The 15,258-nt window shown below is 42.2% G+C and carries 14 protein-coding genes; 13 read left to right on the top strand and 1 reads right to left on the bottom strand.

The annotated features are described in order from the left end of the window. Positions 1 to 142 precede the first annotated feature (142 nt). Together OCF96_RS01855 and OCF96_RS01850 are read left to right on the top strand one after the other, a co-directional pair. Complete coding sequence (locus tag OCF96_RS01855; RefSeq protein WP_261445587.1) at positions 143 to 892, top strand: ABC transporter ATP-binding protein; 750 nt, start codon at positions 143 to 145, stop codon at positions 890 to 892. Next, the gene (locus OCF96_RS01850; RefSeq protein WP_261445586.1) at positions 873 to 2,507 is read left to right on the top strand and encodes a hypothetical protein; all 1,635 of its coding nucleotides are present in this window, start codon (positions 873 to 875) and stop codon (positions 2,505 to 2,507) included. Before OCF96_RS01855 ends, OCF96_RS01850 begins: the two co-directional genes overlap by 20 nt. Positions 2,508 to 2,576: 69 nt before the next feature. Here the strand turns inward: OCF96_RS01850 and OCF96_RS01845 are convergent, their stop codons facing one another. Further along, positions 2,577 to 4,694, bottom strand: a complete 2,118-nt coding sequence (locus tag OCF96_RS01845) for an LTA synthase family protein (RefSeq protein WP_261445671.1) — start codon at positions 4,692 to 4,694, stop codon at positions 2,577 to 2,579. Positions 4,695 to 4,844: 150 nt separating this feature from the next. On the opposite strand from OCF96_RS01845, the gene OCF96_RS01840 reads away from it, so the two are divergent. From OCF96_RS01840 to OCF96_RS01790, 11 genes are all read left to right on the top strand, one after another. After that, a complete protein-coding gene (locus OCF96_RS01840; RefSeq protein ID WP_261445582.1) occupies positions 4,845 to 6,008 on the top strand; it encodes a class I SAM-dependent rRNA methyltransferase in 1,164 nt (387 codons plus the stop codon). Further along, a complete protein-coding gene (aroD, locus tag OCF96_RS01835; protein ID WP_175880859.1) occupies positions 6,005 to 6,682 on the top strand; it encodes a type I 3-dehydroquinate dehydratase in 678 nt (225 codons plus the stop codon). The genes OCF96_RS01840 and aroD overlap by 4 nt, the downstream gene beginning before the upstream one ends. Beyond that, on the top strand, positions 6,672 to 7,526 hold the full coding sequence (locus OCF96_RS01830; protein WP_261445574.1) for a shikimate dehydrogenase: 855 nt from the start codon (positions 6,672 to 6,674) through the stop codon (positions 7,524 to 7,526). Before aroD ends, OCF96_RS01830 begins: the two co-directional genes overlap by 11 nt. Before the next feature lie 18 nt (positions 7,527 to 7,544). Beyond that, positions 7,545 to 8,612 (top strand): 3-dehydroquinate synthase, encoded by a 1,068-nt coding sequence (gene aroB / locus OCF96_RS01825; RefSeq protein ID WP_261042325.1) that lies wholly within the window; start codon positions 7,545 to 7,547, stop codon positions 8,610 to 8,612. 9 nt (positions 8,613 to 8,621) lie between these two features. After that, positions 8,622 to 9,788 carry a chorismate synthase gene (gene aroC, locus OCF96_RS01820; RefSeq protein WP_101784628.1) on the top strand — a complete coding sequence of 389 codons (1,167 nt, stop codon included), beginning with the start codon at positions 8,622 to 8,624 and terminating at the stop codon, positions 9,786 to 9,788. Between the two features lie 9 nt (positions 9,789 to 9,797). Beyond that, positions 9,798 to 10,901 carry a prephenate dehydrogenase gene (locus tag OCF96_RS01815; protein ID WP_261042343.1) on the top strand — a complete coding sequence of 368 codons (1,104 nt, stop codon included), beginning with the start codon at positions 9,798 to 9,800 and terminating at the stop codon, positions 10,899 to 10,901. A 10-nt stretch (positions 10,902 to 10,911) separates the two neighbouring features. Continuing rightward, positions 10,912 to 11,250, top strand: a complete 339-nt coding sequence (locus OCF96_RS01810; RefSeq protein ID WP_261445569.1) for a YlbF/YmcA family competence regulator — start codon at positions 10,912 to 10,914, stop codon at positions 11,248 to 11,250. A gap of 91 nt (positions 11,251 to 11,341) precedes the next feature. Next, the gene (gene aroA / locus OCF96_RS01805) at positions 11,342 to 12,625 is read left to right on the top strand and encodes a 3-phosphoshikimate 1-carboxyvinyltransferase (protein ID WP_261445566.1); all 1,284 of its coding nucleotides are present in this window, start codon (positions 11,342 to 11,344) and stop codon (positions 12,623 to 12,625) included. Next, on the top strand, positions 12,618 to 13,094 hold the full coding sequence (locus OCF96_RS01800) for a shikimate kinase (protein WP_261445561.1): 477 nt from the start codon (positions 12,618 to 12,620) through the stop codon (positions 13,092 to 13,094). The genes aroA and OCF96_RS01800 overlap by 8 nt, the downstream gene beginning before the upstream one ends. Continuing rightward, positions 13,091 to 13,939 carry a prephenate dehydratase gene (pheA, locus tag OCF96_RS01795; RefSeq protein ID WP_261445560.1) on the top strand — a complete coding sequence of 283 codons (849 nt, stop codon included), beginning with the start codon at positions 13,091 to 13,093 and terminating at the stop codon, positions 13,937 to 13,939. Before OCF96_RS01800 ends, pheA begins: the two co-directional genes overlap by 4 nt. After that, entirely contained in the window at positions 13,936 to 15,231 is a 1,296-nt protein-coding gene (locus OCF96_RS01790) for an LCP family protein (protein WP_261445554.1), read from the top strand. The genes pheA and OCF96_RS01790 overlap by 4 nt, the downstream gene beginning before the upstream one ends. The last annotated feature ends 27 nt before the right edge of the window (positions 15,232 to 15,258 follow it).

Below are 15,258 nucleotides of genomic sequence, written 5' to 3'. Positions count from 1 at the left end.
CTATCATAAAGTATTGGTTAGCGCCAACGTTTGCATAAGATAGAAGGAAACTATTTTAACTACTTAAAATAAAGTATTGATTTTTTTGTATCAAAGTGCTAGTATAATAGTATGTAATATAGATAAAGATAGGAGTCATCCCATGATTGAATTTCAAAATGTTAGTAAGTTGTATGGTGATAAAGAGGCTTTGAGCAATCTCAATCTGCAGATTGAAAATGGAGAGATTATGGGTCTGATTGGCCATAATGGTGCTGGAAAATCGACCACCATAAAGTCTCTAGTCAGTATCATTTCGCCCAGCAGTGGTCGTATCTTGGTAGATGGTTTAGATTTATCGGAAAATCGCTTGGCTATTAAACGAAAGATTGGTTACGTTGCAGACTCGCCTGACTTATTTTTACGCTTAACAGCCAATGAATTTTGGGAATTGATTGCTTCATCCTATGATCTGACTAGCTCTGACTTGGAGGCTAGTCTAGCTAGGCTATTGAGTGTTTTTGACTTTGCTGAAAATCGCTATCAGGTTATTGAAACCCTTTCTCACGGAATGCGTCAGAAAGTCTTTGTCATCGGGGCACTCTTGTCTGATCCTGATATTTGGGTCTTGGACGAACCCTTGACTGGTTTGGATCCCCAGGCTGCCTTTGATTTGAAGCAAATGATGAAGGAACATGCACAAAAAGGCAAGACGGTCTTGTTTTCAACCCATGTCCTAGAGGTGGCAGAGCAAGTCTGTGATCGGATTGCCATTTTGAAAAAGGGGCATTTGATTTATTGTGGTAGTGTAGAGGGCTTGAGAAAAGACCACCCAGACCAGTCTTTGGAAAGTATCTACCTTAGCCTTGCTGGTAGAAAAGAGGAGGTTTCAGATGCGTCTCAAGGTCATTAAAAAATTAGTTGATATCAATATCCTCTATTCATCTAAGGAAGCTAATCTGGCTAACCTACGAAAGAAGCAGGCTAAGAATCCTGGGAAAAAAGTAAATGTTTCCGCTAGAGTCCTAAGTTCTTACATTTTTTCCAGTCTTTTATTACTTATCTTTTTTAGTAATATAGCCTTTCGTTTTCCTTTTGAGGAAAGTCCTGTTCATTTTAGTTTCATGGTTGCTATTTTTCTAGTGCTTGCCTTTTCAACTTCTTTCACTGCATTTTACAATGTCTTTTATGAGAGTAAGGACTTGGCATCTTATAGGCCCTATGCTTTTAAAGAATCAGAGATTATAATTGCTAAAGGACTGTCTGTTCTCTTGCCAGCTCTAACTGGAATTGTATCAATCCTAGCTTATTTTCTAGCCCTTTACATTAGGCTAGCTCCTTCTCTTTGGCTGGGCTTGCCTTTGATGCTGCTGTCCTTGGCCTTATTATTTGTCTCTGTTACTTTAGTGATGGTAGTGGCAGTACATTTCTTGGCTCAGACTACGGTCTTCAGAAAGTATCAGTCTATTTTTGCGAATGTGATGATTGGGATAGGAGTTCTCATACCTTTAATATTTGTCCTCTTTCTACAGTCGACTTCTGGAAGTATTGTTGACAGAGTTAGAGACATTCCACCTCTTCTTTATCCTATTCATCTCTTTTACAAAATAGCAGTGGAGCCTTTTTCGACAGAAGCCTTAGTGGGTTTGCTCGCTTGGATAACTCTAACTGTCTTCTTGCTTTACCTGACCAAAAAGAAGGTTCTTCCTCATTTTTATGACGTGATTCTGCTTAATAGTGAGGAGAAGGTCAAAAAAGAACGTCGCAGTAAGGAGAGAATTTCAACTACTAAAAAGGGATTTTTCCGCATGGTTTTGCGCTACAACCTCTCCCTCTTGGGACAGGGAACTGGCGTGGTTACAGTGCTTTTTACAAGTGCTTTCCTTCCTTATCTCATGATGATTGGTCTGATTTCCAAAATCCGAGATTCTCAGATAGTTCCAGACATTCATCCTCCATACTGGTTACCCTTGTTTTTTATAGCTCTCTTTATAGCAGTTGTCAATAACAATATCACCAGCCTGCATTCAATTGCCTTGTCCTTGGAGAGGGAAAATGTTGATTTTCTTAAGAGTTTACCCTTTGACTTTGCTCGTTATGTGAAAGTGAAATTTTGGATTATATTTGTTGTCCAGTCTTTTTTACCAGTTCTGACTTTACTTGGCCTTTCTCTATATCTAGGCTTGCCCATCCTTTCGATGATTTACCTTCTTGTAGTCTGGATCCTTGCCAGTGTCATCCTTTCTTGCCACCATTACCTTAAGGACGTGAAAAATTTGTCAACCAATTGGAGTAACATTACGGACCTGGTGAACCGTTCAAATGGTATAGTCAAAATTGTTTTACTCTTAATTTATTGTGTTATCTTGTCGATTTCATCTCTTGTGAGCATATTCTTGGTTCAGTCTCTCTCTACTATCCTTGCTATCAGCTTGGGAGTAGGAGCTCTTATCCTTCTACTTGGTCTTGTTATTTTTAGCTATCATTACTACCTATCACGGATATTGGTAGAGATAGAAAAAAGATGAGGTAGTTGGTCGCTTGCTTGATAAATTTTATAAAAAGAAATGCTCCTCCAAGACGGAAGAGCATTTCTTTTATTGTGATTTTGATTCGGTTTCTGAAGACTCGGGGTGGAGTTCTTGGTAACTTGGCGCTTTGAAAAGGTCAGTACTGGTTTTACCTTGTCGTTGGCTAAAGAGGCTAGTTGACTGACTACCTTTTTCCTGCTCAATCTTTTGCAGAATTGGTAATGAATTGAGGTAAGAAATACTTTCTGTATCAACTGTTCCAAGATGATCTTTTTGATAGAAACGTATCAAATCGCCAGTTTGAATCTGGTCGCTGATTTTTAGCTGTTGGCTGGCTGCCTGCCGAACGAGTTCTAGTTCAGTTTGAGCTTGTTCATCAAGATTGCTGATTTCAAGACCACTTTCAGTATAGTAGGTTCGTCCGTCATAACTGGTGTATTTTGGTGTGACGAAGGAATTGGCAGTCCGAAAGGCAACGATTTCTTGATGATCTGGTGATAGTAGATCTTGTCCGACTTGAAGGAAGGAATTGAACTCAATACCAAGGAGGTGTTCGAGAGTCGGTAAGATATCGATTTGTCCACCGTAGGTATTGATGATTTGCCCCTTTTCATAGCCAGGCATGACCACCATAAAAGGTACTCGTTGCAACATGGCATTGTCGTAATTCGACCAGTTCTCAGAAGTCTTTCCAATCAAAGGTGCCAGGTCAGGATTGCGGGAATTGGAAATGCCATAATGGTCTCCGTAGATGACGATAATGGATTTTTCATAGAGGCCACTTTCTTTGAGATAGTCAAAGAAGGCCTTAATAGCACTATCCAGATAGTTAGCCGTTTGAAAGTAGCCATTGATTGTTTCATCTTTAGTATTGGCCAAGGGGAAACCAAGCTCGTTGCCTGTCAGATTGCTAGCATAGGGATAGTGATTGGACACCGTGATATACTTGGCATAAAAAGGCTGCTGCAAGTGTTCCAGATATTGGATAGAATCTTTCATCATGATTTTATCATTCAAACCATATTGGAAAGAATTGCTACTGTCTTGCTTAGTAAAATAGGAAGCATCAAAGAAGTACTGGTAACCCCATTGTTTGTAGGTTGTATTTCTGTTCCAGAAGGTACCGATATTACCGTGAAAGACAGCACTTGATTGATAGCCGTTTTTTGATAGGATAAAAGGCGCAGCTTGCTGGGTATTGGTACCTCCATAGTTGACCATAAAGGAACCTTGGTTAAGTCCAAATAAACCAGTTTCCAACATAGTTTCTGCATCAGAAGTTTTACCAGCCTTGACTTGGTTAAAGATATTAGAAAAGGCTAGGGTTGATTGCGAATGGTAGAGGGAATTAAGGAAGGGAGTGACTTCGTGCTCAGTTCCATCTATGTTGAGTTTATAGTCAAGTAGGAACTGCTGGAAACTCTCCAAGTGGAGATAAATCACATTTTTCCCTTTGGCTAAGCCAAAATAGTCTGGATTGGGCTTAGCATCATGTTCTTGAATATAATCTGTAATAGGTTGAAGGTCGGTCTCAGAAGCCTTAGCACGTTCTTTGTTGGCGCTGTATAATTGGTTGGCACTATAACCTAAAAAGGCTGGCAAACTAAGGGCACGAACAACATAATAATTAGAAAATCCTCGCGATAGGAGATCGGGACGTTCAATTTCTGCTAAAAAAAGATTAGCTGAAAAGAGGAGGGCTGAAAGAGCAGTGATAGCAACACTCGAGCGGAATTTGAAAGGTCTCCTATCCAACTGGATGAATTTTTTAAAGAAAAGGAAAGCCAGCACTGGGAAATCCATAAAATAGAGAAAATCCCAAGGACGCAGTAACTCTAGTTCTGCAGTACCAACAGACACCTTGCTGGCGACCTTCATGGTATTAGCCGTGATAAAGTCACTAAATTCTCGATAGTAAAAGACATTGGAATAGAGCCAAATGAATAAAAGGCTATAAATAACTATACTAATACTATAAAAAATCTTGGTTGACCGAGCATAGAGGGCTAGAGCCAGCAGGAGGAGCCCCAAAGGAAGGGGGTTGAAAAAGGCGATAAAGGCAAGGTAATTTCCTTGCAGCTTGCCCAATTGAATATCTAAATTAAAGTCAACGGTATAGGCTAATAAGGTTTTGAGCCAATAGAGGATTAAGAGGGTTAGGACAAAACCCAGTCTGGTACCCATGGCTTTTTGGATTTTGTTAAAATTGATTCTCACACAATTACTTCCTAAGTTTTTATTAGTATTAGTATACCATTTTTTAAAACTAGAGTAAAAAAGCAAGGGTAGTTTCTTTTTTTGAGAATTGTCTAAAAATTTGATATAATAGTAGTCATGAATAGAATAAGAGTCAGCAAAAGGGTTGAAAAGAAGCTTGCAAAGGGGCTTGTTTTACTAGAAGCCAGCGATCTTGCAGATGTTCAGCTTAAGGATCAGGAAGTAGAAGTTCATAGTCAAGGTGGAAACTTTCTTGGGACTGCTTACCTTTCTCAGCAAAACAAGGGCTTGGGCTGGTTTGTTAGCACAGATAAGATTACCTTTAATCAAGCTTTCTTTGAAACACTCTTTAGACAAGCTAAAGAAAAGAGGAAAGCCTACTATCAAGATGATTTGACAACTGCCTTTCGTCTCTTCAACCAAGAGGGAGATGGCTTTGGCGGTCTGACAGTGGACCTTTATGGCGACTATGCTGTCTTTTCTTGGTATAATTCTTATGTATATCAGATTCGCAAGGTTATCTCAGAAGCTTTTAGACAGGTTTTTCCTGAGGTTTTAGGGATATATGAGAAGATCCGTTTTAAGGGTTTGGACTATGAATCTGCCCATGTTTATGGTCAAGAAGCACCTGACTTCTTCACTGTTTTGGAAAATGGTGTCATGTATCAAGTCTTTATGAACGATGGCTTGATGACAGGGATTTTCCTAGACCAGCATGAAGTTCGCGGTAGTTTAGTGGATGGATTGGCTATGGGTAAATCCTTGCTCAATATGTTTTCCTACACAGCAGCCTTTTCAGTAGCTGCGGCCATGGGAGGAGCAAGCCAGACAACTTCGGTTGACCTAGCCAAACGTTCACGAGAATTGTCTCAAGCGCATTTTCAGGCAAATGGAATCAGCACAGAGGCCCATCGTTTTATAGTCATGGATGTTTTTGAGTATTTCAAATATGCCAAACGAAAAGGCTTAACCTATGATGTTATTGTCCTAGATCCGCCTAGCTTTGCTCGGAACAAAAAACAAACATTTTCTGTGGCTAAGGACTATCACAAGTTGATTTCCCAGAGTCTTGAGATTTTAAATCCGGGAGGGATTATCGTTGCTAGTACCAATGCTGCCAATGTTTCCCGTCAGAAATTTACAGAACAAATTGATAAAGGCTTTGCAGGAAGAAGTTACCAGATTTTAAACAAATACGGTCTTCCAGCAGATTTTGCCTATAATAAAAAAGATGAAAGTAGTAATTACCTCAAGGTGATTAGTATGAAGGTTAGTAAATGAAATTAATCGTTTCAGTAATGCCAAGAAGTTTAGAGGAGGCCCAGGCTCTGGATGCCACGAGGTATCAAGATGCTGATATTATTGAATGGCGTGCCGACTATCTGCCTAAGGAAGCGATTTTGCAGGTAGCTCCAGCTATTTTTGAAAAATTCGCAGGCCGTGAGTTGGTTTTCACTCTGCGAACTCGTTCTGAAGGGGGAGAAATTGACCTTTCTCCAGAAGAATATATCCATCTAATCAAGGAAGTGGCGCAACTCTATCAACCAGATTATATTGATTTTGAGTACTATAGCTACAAGGATGTTTTTGAAGAAATGCTGGACTTCCCAAATCTCGTTTTGAGTTACCACAATTTCCAAGAAACACCTGAAAATATGATGGAGATCTTGTCAGAGTTGACGAGCTTAAATCCAAAACTTGTCAAGGTTGCGGTGATGGCTCATACGGAGCAGGATGTGCTAGACTTGATGAACTATACACGAGGCTTTAAAACCCTCAATCCTGAGCAGGAATATGTGACCATTTCTATGGGCAAGGTGGGCAAGGTCTCTCGTATAACTGCAGATGTGACAGGTTCGAGCTGGTCCTTTGCTAGTCTAGATGAGGCCAGTGCCCCAGGTCAGATTTCTCTAGCTAACATGAAAAAAATCAGGGAGATTTTGGATGAAGCTTGATGGCTATACACGTTTAGCTGCCGTTGTTGCCAATCCTATTAAGCACTCTATTTCCCCCTTTATCCATAATAGGGCCTTTGAGGCGACAGCTACCAACGGTGCTTATGTTGCTTGGGAGATTAAAGCGGATGACTTGGAAGTCACAGTCGCTAATATTCGTCGCTACCAGATGTTTGGTATCAACCTTTCCATGCCCTATAAGGAGCAGGTGATTCCTTACTTGGATGAGCTGAGCGATGAAGCACGCTTGATTGGTGCGGTTAATACGGTTGTCAATGAGAATGGCAATTTAATTGGATATAATACAGATGGCAAGGGATTTTTTAAGAGCTTGCCTTCTTTTACAATTATAGGTAAGAAGATGACCCTGCTGGGTGCAGGTGGTGCGGCTAAATCCATTCTGGCACAAGCTATTTTGGATGGCGTCAGTCAGATTTCGCTCTTTGTTCGTTCAGTTTCTATGGAAAAAACAAGACCTTACCTAGACAAGTTACAGGAGCATACAAGCTTTAAGGTGGACTTGTATGCTTTAGAAGATGTTTCTGAACTGCAAGCAAGGATTGCTGAGTCTGATTTACTGGTCAATGCGACAAGTGTAGGAATGGACGGTCAATCATCTCCAGTTCCTGAAAGCATTGTCCTATCAGAAACTCTTTTAGTAGCAGATATCATTTACCAACCCTTTGAAACACCATTTTTGAAATGGGCTAGAAGTCAGGGCAATCCAGCGGTTAATGGTCTGGGAATGTTGCTCTATCAAGCTGCAGAAGCTTTTCAATTGTGGACAGGCAAGGAGATGCCGACAGAAGAGATTTGGCAGTCCTTAACAGAAAAATACCAATAAAGAAAAGGAGACTCTCCTATGAAAATCAGAATCGATATTCCTCATCATCCTTATGATATTCAGATTGAAAAAGGTTGTCTGGCTCAGGCTGGCCAATGGTTGCGAGAACTTTGGCAACCACAAAAAGTGGTCATTGTAACAGACAACCATGTAGCTTCTCTTTATGCAGAGAAGGTCAAGCTCAGCCTAGAAGATGCTGGTTTTCAGGTAGCTATTTTTGACTTTTTAGAAGGTGAAGAAAGAAAGAATTTAACCACTGTTCAGAAAGTCTATGAATTTTTGGTCAAGCAAGGTCTGACCCGCAGTGATGGGATTGTAGCCCTAGGTGGTGGTGTCGTTGGGGATCTGGCAGGCTTTGTAGCCTCTACCTATATGCGGGGTATTCATTTTGTTCAGATTCCGACTAGTTTGACTGCCCAGGTGGATTCTTCAATCGGTGGAAAGACAGGCGTCAATACTCCATTTGCTAAAAATATGGTGGGTACCTTTGCCCAACCAGATGGGGTTCTGATTGATCCGCTTGTCCTTGAAACACTTGGAAAGAGAGAGTTGATTGAAGGAATGGGGGAGGTCATCAAGTATGGCTTGATTGAGGACCCAGAACTGTGGGCTCTCTTGACGGAGCTGGATGGTTCTGTAGAGAGCATTCTGGAATATGCAGAGACCTTGATTGAACATTCTTGTCAGGTTAAGCGCAAGATGGTGGTTGAGGATGAGCTGGACAATGGTGTACGCCTTTACCTCAATTTTGGCCACACTATTGGTCATGCTATTGAAGCGACTGCCGGTTATGGCAAGGTCATGCATGGAGAGGCTGTAGCCATGGGAATGGTGCAGATTTCCAAGGTTGCTGAGGAAAAGGGACTCATGCCAGCTGGCATTACGCAATCTATCACAAAGATGTGTCAGAAATTTGGACTACCTGTTGACTATGAAAACTGGGATGTTGACAAGCTTTATCAGGCTTTGACACATGACAAGAAAGCGCGTGGCAATACCTTGAAATTGGTCTTGGTGCCAGAGCTTGGCTCAGCGACCATTCACCCAGTTTCTCTGGAAGAGATGAAAGACTACTTGGTAAAATAAGGAGAGCGTATGAGATATTTAACTGCAGGAGAATCACACGGCCCTCGTCTGACGGCTATCATTGAAGGAATTCCAGCTGGACTTCCTTTGACAGCAGAGGACATCAATGAGGATTTGAAACGTCGTCAGGGTGGATATGGCCGCGGTGGTCGTATGAAGATTGAGAGTGACCAGGTTGTCTTTACTTCGGGCGTTCGTCACGGGAAGACGACAGGGGCTCCTATTACCATGGATGTCATCAATAAGGACCACCAAAAATGGCTGGATATCATGTCTGCGGAAGACATTGAAGAGCGACTTAAAAGCAAACGAAAAATCACCCATCCTCGCCCAGGACATGCCGATTTGGTTGGGGGCATCAAGTACCGTTTTGATGATTTGCGTAATTCCTTGGAGCGTTCATCAGCTCGTGAAACCACCATGCGGGTGGCAGTTGGCGCAGTAGCCAAGCGCCTCTTGGCTGAGCTGGATATGGAGATTGCCAACCATGTCGTAGTCTTTGGTGGCAAGGAAATCGATGTTCCTGAGAATCTCACAGTCGCTGAGATTAAGGAAAGAGCTGCCCAGTCTGAAGTTTCTATTGTCAACCAAGAACGGGAACAGGAAATCAAGGATTATATTGACCAAATAAAGCGTGACGGTGATACCATCGGTGGGGTTGTGGAGACAGTCGTCGGAGGTGTTCCAGTTGGTCTTGGTTCCTATGTTCAATGGGACAGAAAATTGGATGCCAGACTTGCCCAAGCAGTTGTCTCTATCAATGCCTTTAAAGGGGTGGAATTTGGTCTAGGATTTGAGGCTGGTTACCGCAAAGGTAGCCAAGTCATGGATGAAATTCTCTGGTCTAAAGAAGACGGCTATACTCGCCGTACTAATAATCTGGGCGGCTTTGAAGGTGGTATGACCAATGGGCAACCCATCGTTGTTCGAGGCGTCATGAAACCTATTCCTACTCTTTATAAGCCTCTTATGAGTGTGGATATCGAAACCCACGAACCCTACAAGGCAACAGTCGAAAGAAGTGATCCGACCGCTCTTCCAGCAGCCGGTGTAGTTATGGAAGCCGTTGTGGCAACGGTTCTGGCACAAGAAATCCTTGAAAAATTCTCATCAGACAATCTAGAGGAATTAAAAGAAGCGGTAGCCCAACACCGAGACTATACAAAGAACTATTAAGGAGTTCCTATGGCAAAAACAGTCTATATCGCAGGTCTTGGTCTGATTGGTGCCTCTATGGCACTTGGTATCAAACGCGATCACCCAGATTATGAAATTTTAGGCTATAATCGCAGTCAAGCTTCGAGAGATATCGCCTTGAAAGAAGGCATGATTGACCGTGCAACGGATGATTTTGCCAGTTTTGCTCCTTTGGCAGATATCATTATCCTCAGCTTGCCAATCAAACAAACCGTTGCTTTTATTAAGGAATTGGCCAACTTGGACTTGAAAGAAGGCGTCATTATTTCAGATGCTGGTTCGACCAAGTCAGCTATTGTGGATGCGGCGGAGCAGTATTTGGCTGGCAAACCTGTTCGCTTTGTCGGGGCCCATCCTATGGCTGGTAGTCATAAGACAGGGGCTGCTTCTGCGGACGTCAATCTTTTTGAAAATGCCTATTATATCTTTACACCTTCGAGCCTGACAGGTCAGGATACGCTTGAGGAAATGAAGGATTTGCTTTCAGGTCTTCATGCTCGCTTTATCGAGATTGATGCTAAGGAGCATGATCGAGTCACTTCTCAGATTAGCCATTTTCCTCATATTCTGGCTTCTAGTCTCATGGAGCAGACCGTGGTTTATGCTCAAGAACATGAGATGGCAAGGCGCTTTGCGGCCGGTGGTTTTCGAGATATGACTCGAATTGCGGAAAGTGAGCCAGGTATGTGGACGTCCATTCTCTTATCCAATCGTGAGACTATTCTAGACCGAATTGCGGATTTCAAGGAGCGCTTAGACGAGGTTGGACAAGCTATCAGTAAGGGAGATGAAGAGCGAATCTGGAATTTTTTCAATCAAGCGCGTGAGCAACGTCAGGCTATGGAAATCCATAAGCGTGGTGGTGTGGATAGCTCTTATGACCTCTATGTCGACGTTCCCGATGAGGAAGACGTTATTTTACGAATCTTGGAATTACTACGTGGAACTTCCTTGGTCAATATTCACATCAATGAGGAAAACCGTGAGGATATTCACGGGATCCTACAAATTTCATTTAAAAATGCTCAAGACTTGGAACGAGCCGAGCATCTCATAACAGAAAATACCGACTATACAGTAGTCATCAAATAAGGAGAAAATAATGTCAAATATTTACGATAGTGCAAACGAACTCAGTCGCGGTTTACGCGAATTACCAGAATACAAGGCTGTCAAAGCAGCTAAAGATGCGATTTCAGCAGATGCTGAGGCAAGCAAAATCTTTACAGAATATGTTACTTTCCAAGAGGAAATTCAAAGACTAGCGCAGACAGGTCAAATGCCCGATGCTTCCTTTCAAGCGAAAATGGAAGGCTTTGGCAAGCAGATTCAGGGGAACAGCCTTTTGTCAGAATTCTTTACCAAGCAACAACAATTGGCAATTTATCTTTCTGACATTGAAAAAATTGTTTTTGAACCAGTTTCAGAATTGCTAAAATAAGAAAATAACTATCATAAAGTCAGAAATTTTTAAGGAATTTCTGGCTTTTTATGATAAAATAGGTAAAAGTATTGCAAGTATGAGGTCCAATATGAAACTAAAAACAAACATTAGCCACTTACATGGCAGTATCCGAGTTCCAGGTGATAAGTCTATCAGCCACCGTTCCATTATCTTTGGGAGTTTGGCTGAGGGTGAAACCAAGGTTTATGATATTCTGCGAGGTGAAGACGTTCTTTCGACCATGCAGGTTTTTCGTGACCTTGGTGTTGATATTGAGGATAAAGATGGGGTTATTACCATTCAAGGTGTCGGTATGGACGGCCTAAAAGCTCCGCAAAATGCCCTTGATATGGGGAATTCTGGTACCTCGATTCGCCTGATTTCAGGTGTCCTTGCTGGGGCCGACTTCGAAGTAGAAATGTTTGGAGATGATAGTCTTTCCAAACGTCCTATGGACCGCGTGACGATTCCATTGAAAAAAATGGGCGTCAGCATTTCAGGGCAAACTGAGCGAGATCTGCCTCCCCTTTATTTAAAAGGGACGAAAAACCTAGCACCTATTCAGTATGAGTTGCCGATTGCCTCAGCCCAAGTCAAGTCAGCCTTGATGTTTGCGGCCTTGCAAGCTCAGGGGGAGTCCGTTATTATCGAAAAAGAGTGTACCCGTAATCATACTGAAGATATGTTGCAACAATTTGGCGGCCGTTTAAGTGTGGATGGTAAAAAAATCACAGTCCAAGGGCCGCAAAAACTGACTGGACAAAAGGTGGTCGTACCAGGAGATATTTCCAGTGCAGCCTTTTGGTTAGTTGCTGGTTTGATTGTTCCAAACTCTCGTTTGGTGCTTAAGAATGTGGGCATCAACGAAACGCGTACCGGTATTATAGATGTCATTCGTGCCATGGGTGGAAAATTAGAAGTAACTGAAATTGACCCAGTGGCTAAATCTGCAACCTTGACTGTTGAGTCTTCTGACTTGAAAGGAACAGAGATTGGTGGTGCCTTGATTCCACGCTTGATTGATGAATTGCCTATTATTGCCCTTCTTGCTACCCAAGCACATGGTGTAACAGTTATCAAGGATGCTGAGGAGCTCAAGGTCAAGGAAACAGACCGTATTCAGGTTGTGGCAGACGCTTTAAATAGCATGGGTGCGAATATTACTCCTACAGCAGATGGAATGATTATCAAAGGAAAATCAGCCCTTCACGGTGCAAGAGTCAATACTTTTGGAGACCACCGTATCGGCATGATGACAGCTATCGCAGCTCTCTTGGTTGCAGATGGAGAAGTGGAGCTTGACCGTGCTGAAGCCATCAATACCAGCTATCCTAGCTTCTTTGATGATTTGGAGAGCTTGATTCATGGCTAAGGTATTACTAGGATTTATGGGGGCTGGTAAATCCACAATTGCTAGAGGATTGGACCCTAATTACCTTGATATGGATGCTCTGATTGAGAAACGCTTAGGTATGTCCATTGCGGAATTTTTCGCTGAAAAGGGAGAATCAGCCTTTCGTCAGATAGAGTCTGAAGTCCTAGCTGAGTTACTAAAAACGGACCAAGTTGTGTCAACTGGTGGGGGCGTGGTCATTTCTAAGCGAAATCGTGACTTACTCAAGACAAATTTTGATAACATCTACCTGAAAGCTGATTTTGAAACGCTTTATCAACGTATCGCAGCTGATAAGGACAATCAGCGTCCGCTTTTTCTAAAGAATAGCAAGGAAAAACTTGCAGCTATTTTTCAAGAAAGACAGGCTTGGTATGAGGAAGTGGCCAGTCGGGTTTTGGATGTGACCAAGCTAAGCCCAGAGGAAATTATAGAGGAACTGAGATGAAAATTGCTTATCTAGGTCCCAAGGGATCATTTTCACACCACGTTGTGCAGACTGCTTTTCCTCATGAGGAATTGCAGGCTTTCGCCAATATTACGGATGTCATCAAGGCCTATGAGCAAGGTTTGGTGGACTATTCTGTGGTGCCAGTTGAAAATTCTATCGAGGGTAGTGTGCATGAAACCTTGGACTACCTTTTTCATCAGGCTCGCATCCAAGCAGTAGCAGAAATCGTTCAGCCCATTCACCAGCAGTTGATGGTGGTTCCAGGTCACACTAAGATTGAAAAGATTTTTTCTCACCCACAGGCTTTGGCTCAAGGAAAGAAATTCATCAATGAACAGTATCCAGAGGCCCAAATCGAGATAACAGCCAGTACAGCCTATGCGGCCCGCTTTATTTCCGAACATCCTGACCAGCCTTTTGCGGCCATTGCTCCTAGAAGTTCTGCAGAAGAATATGGCTTAGAACTGATTGCTGAAGATATTCAAGAAATGGAAGCTAATTTCACACGTTTCTGGGTTCTAGGAGCTGAAAAGCCTAGTATGCCCTTACAAGCACAAAGTGAAAAAATGAGTTTGGCCTTGACCTTACCTGATAACCTTCCGGGAGCACTTTATAAGGCTCTGTCGACCTTTGCTTGGCGGGGAATTGACCTGACAAAAATTGAAAGCCGTCCACTCAAGACAGCACTGGGTGAATACTTTTTCATTATCGATGTTGATTATGCCGATAGGGACTTGGTTAACTTTGCCCAAAAAGAATTAGAAGCGATTGGAATCCAGTATAAAGTACTGGGAGCCTATCCTATTTATCCAATATCAGACCATGGAAAGGAGAGAAGATGAGTAAAGAAAATCCCTTAAGCCACCACGAGCAGTTGCGCTATGACTATCTCTTTAAGAATATTCATTATCTCAATGAGCGAGAGAAAAAAGAGTTTGCTTACTTGCAAGACAAATTAAATAGGGAAAGTAGTGATGCTCCCTCAGAAAGTCAGGAATTGGCAGAGGATTATAGAAAGACAAGTGCTAATACTTCGATTCCTTCTTATAATAGCCGTAGTCGTTCTGAGAGATACCAGAAAATCAATTCTCTTCCAAAGGTTAAGTCCAAAAAACGCAAGATTCGTTTGGGGCGCATTTTTGCTGGACTGCTTGCCCTTCTAGCCTGTGTCGGTTTTGGCATGATTTTTATGTTCCTAAAAGGCTATTCAAATGCGGATCCAAATAAACCTGCCAATGCTAAGGCGGCTCAAGTAGAAGTTTTTCATGGTCAAGATACCAAGGATGGAGTTAATATTTTGATTATGGGGACGGATGGGCGAATCGGTCAAAATAGTGCTGAGACGAGAACAGACTCTATTATGGTACTAAATGTTGGTGGCTCAGATAAGAAAATTAAGCTAGTCAGCTTTATGCGTGACAATTTGGTTTATATAGACGGTTATAGCCAAGTCATTAACGGTAGAAAGCAGTCCGATAATAAGTTGAATGTGGCCTATGAACTAGGGGAACAAGAGGGGCAAAAAGGGGCTGAAATGGTTCGGAAAGTCCTAAAAGATAATTTTGACTTGGACATTAAGTACTACGCCTTGGTAGACTTCCAGGCCTTCGCAACTGCTATTGACACTCTATTCCCTGATGGCGTGACGATTGATGCAAAATTCTCAACCTTAGAAGGTCAACCTTTAACTGAAGCTACAGTCGGAGATGATTTACATGCTACAGAAACAGAGTCTCCAACCCAGACAATTAAAGTCGGGAAGCAGCAGATGAACGGTTCAACCTTGCTCAATTATGCACGCTTCCGTGATGATGACGAAGGTGATTATGGTCGTACCAAGAGACAACAGCAAGTGCTGACAGCTGTTCTACAGCAACTCAAGGATCCAACCAAACTCTTTACTGGATCAGAAGCACTTGGTAAGGTCTTTGGGATGACCTCTACGAATGTTCCTTATAGTTTCTTATTGACCAATGGTTTATCCTTCCTAGATGGAGCGCAAAATGGTATTGAGAGATTAACAGTTCCAGAACTAGGTGATTGGGTCGATGCCTATGATGTCTATGGAGGTTTAGCTCTCCAAGTTGATCAAAATAAATATCAAACTAAGCTATCTCAAATGGGAATGAGATAAGATAAGACAGAAAAATCAAAGTTTGAA

This window comes from Streptococcus mitis (assembly GCF_946190065.1).
GTDB classification, from domain to species: domain Bacteria; phylum Bacillota; class Bacilli; order Lactobacillales; family Streptococcaceae; genus Streptococcus; species Streptococcus mitis_DE.
The sequence above is the reverse complement of the archived record's forward strand: the minus strand, read 5'-3'. Positions and strand labels throughout refer to the sequence as shown.

Coding starts and splice junctions, on each gene's coding strand:
- aroC (WP_101784628.1), top strand. CDS start 8,622: ATGAGATATTTAACTGCAGGAGAATCACACGGCCCTCGTCTGACGGCT.
- pheA (WP_261445560.1), top strand. CDS start 13,091: ATGAAAATTGCTTATCTAGGTCCCAAGGGATCATTTTCACACCACGTT.
- OCF96_RS01800 (WP_261445561.1), top strand. CDS start 12,618: ATGGCTAAGGTATTACTAGGATTTATGGGGGCTGGTAAATCCACAATT.
- OCF96_RS01810 (WP_261445569.1), top strand. CDS start 10,912: ATGTCAAATATTTACGATAGTGCAAACGAACTCAGTCGCGGTTTACGC.
- OCF96_RS01845 (WP_261445671.1), bottom strand. CDS start 4,694: ATGGGTACCAGACTGGGTTTTGTCCTAACCCTCTTAATCCTCTATTGG.
- OCF96_RS01830 (WP_261445574.1), top strand. CDS start 6,672: ATGAAGCTTGATGGCTATACACGTTTAGCTGCCGTTGTTGCCAATCCT.
- aroA (WP_261445566.1), top strand. CDS start 11,342: ATGAAACTAAAAACAAACATTAGCCACTTACATGGCAGTATCCGAGTT.
- aroD (WP_175880859.1), top strand. CDS start 6,005: ATGAAATTAATCGTTTCAGTAATGCCAAGAAGTTTAGAGGAGGCCCAG.
- aroB (WP_261042325.1), top strand. CDS start 7,545: ATGAAAATCAGAATCGATATTCCTCATCATCCTTATGATATTCAGATT.
- OCF96_RS01840 (WP_261445582.1), top strand. CDS start 4,845: ATGAATAGAATAAGAGTCAGCAAAAGGGTTGAAAAGAAGCTTGCAAAG.
- OCF96_RS01815 (WP_261042343.1), top strand. CDS start 9,798: ATGGCAAAAACAGTCTATATCGCAGGTCTTGGTCTGATTGGTGCCTCT.
- OCF96_RS01790 (WP_261445554.1), top strand. CDS start 13,936: ATGAGTAAAGAAAATCCCTTAAGCCACCACGAGCAGTTGCGCTATGAC.
- OCF96_RS01855 (WP_261445587.1), top strand. CDS start 143: ATGATTGAATTTCAAAATGTTAGTAAGTTGTATGGTGATAAAGAGGCT.
- OCF96_RS01850 (WP_261445586.1), top strand. CDS start 873: ATGCGTCTCAAGGTCATTAAAAAATTAGTTGATATCAATATCCTCTAT.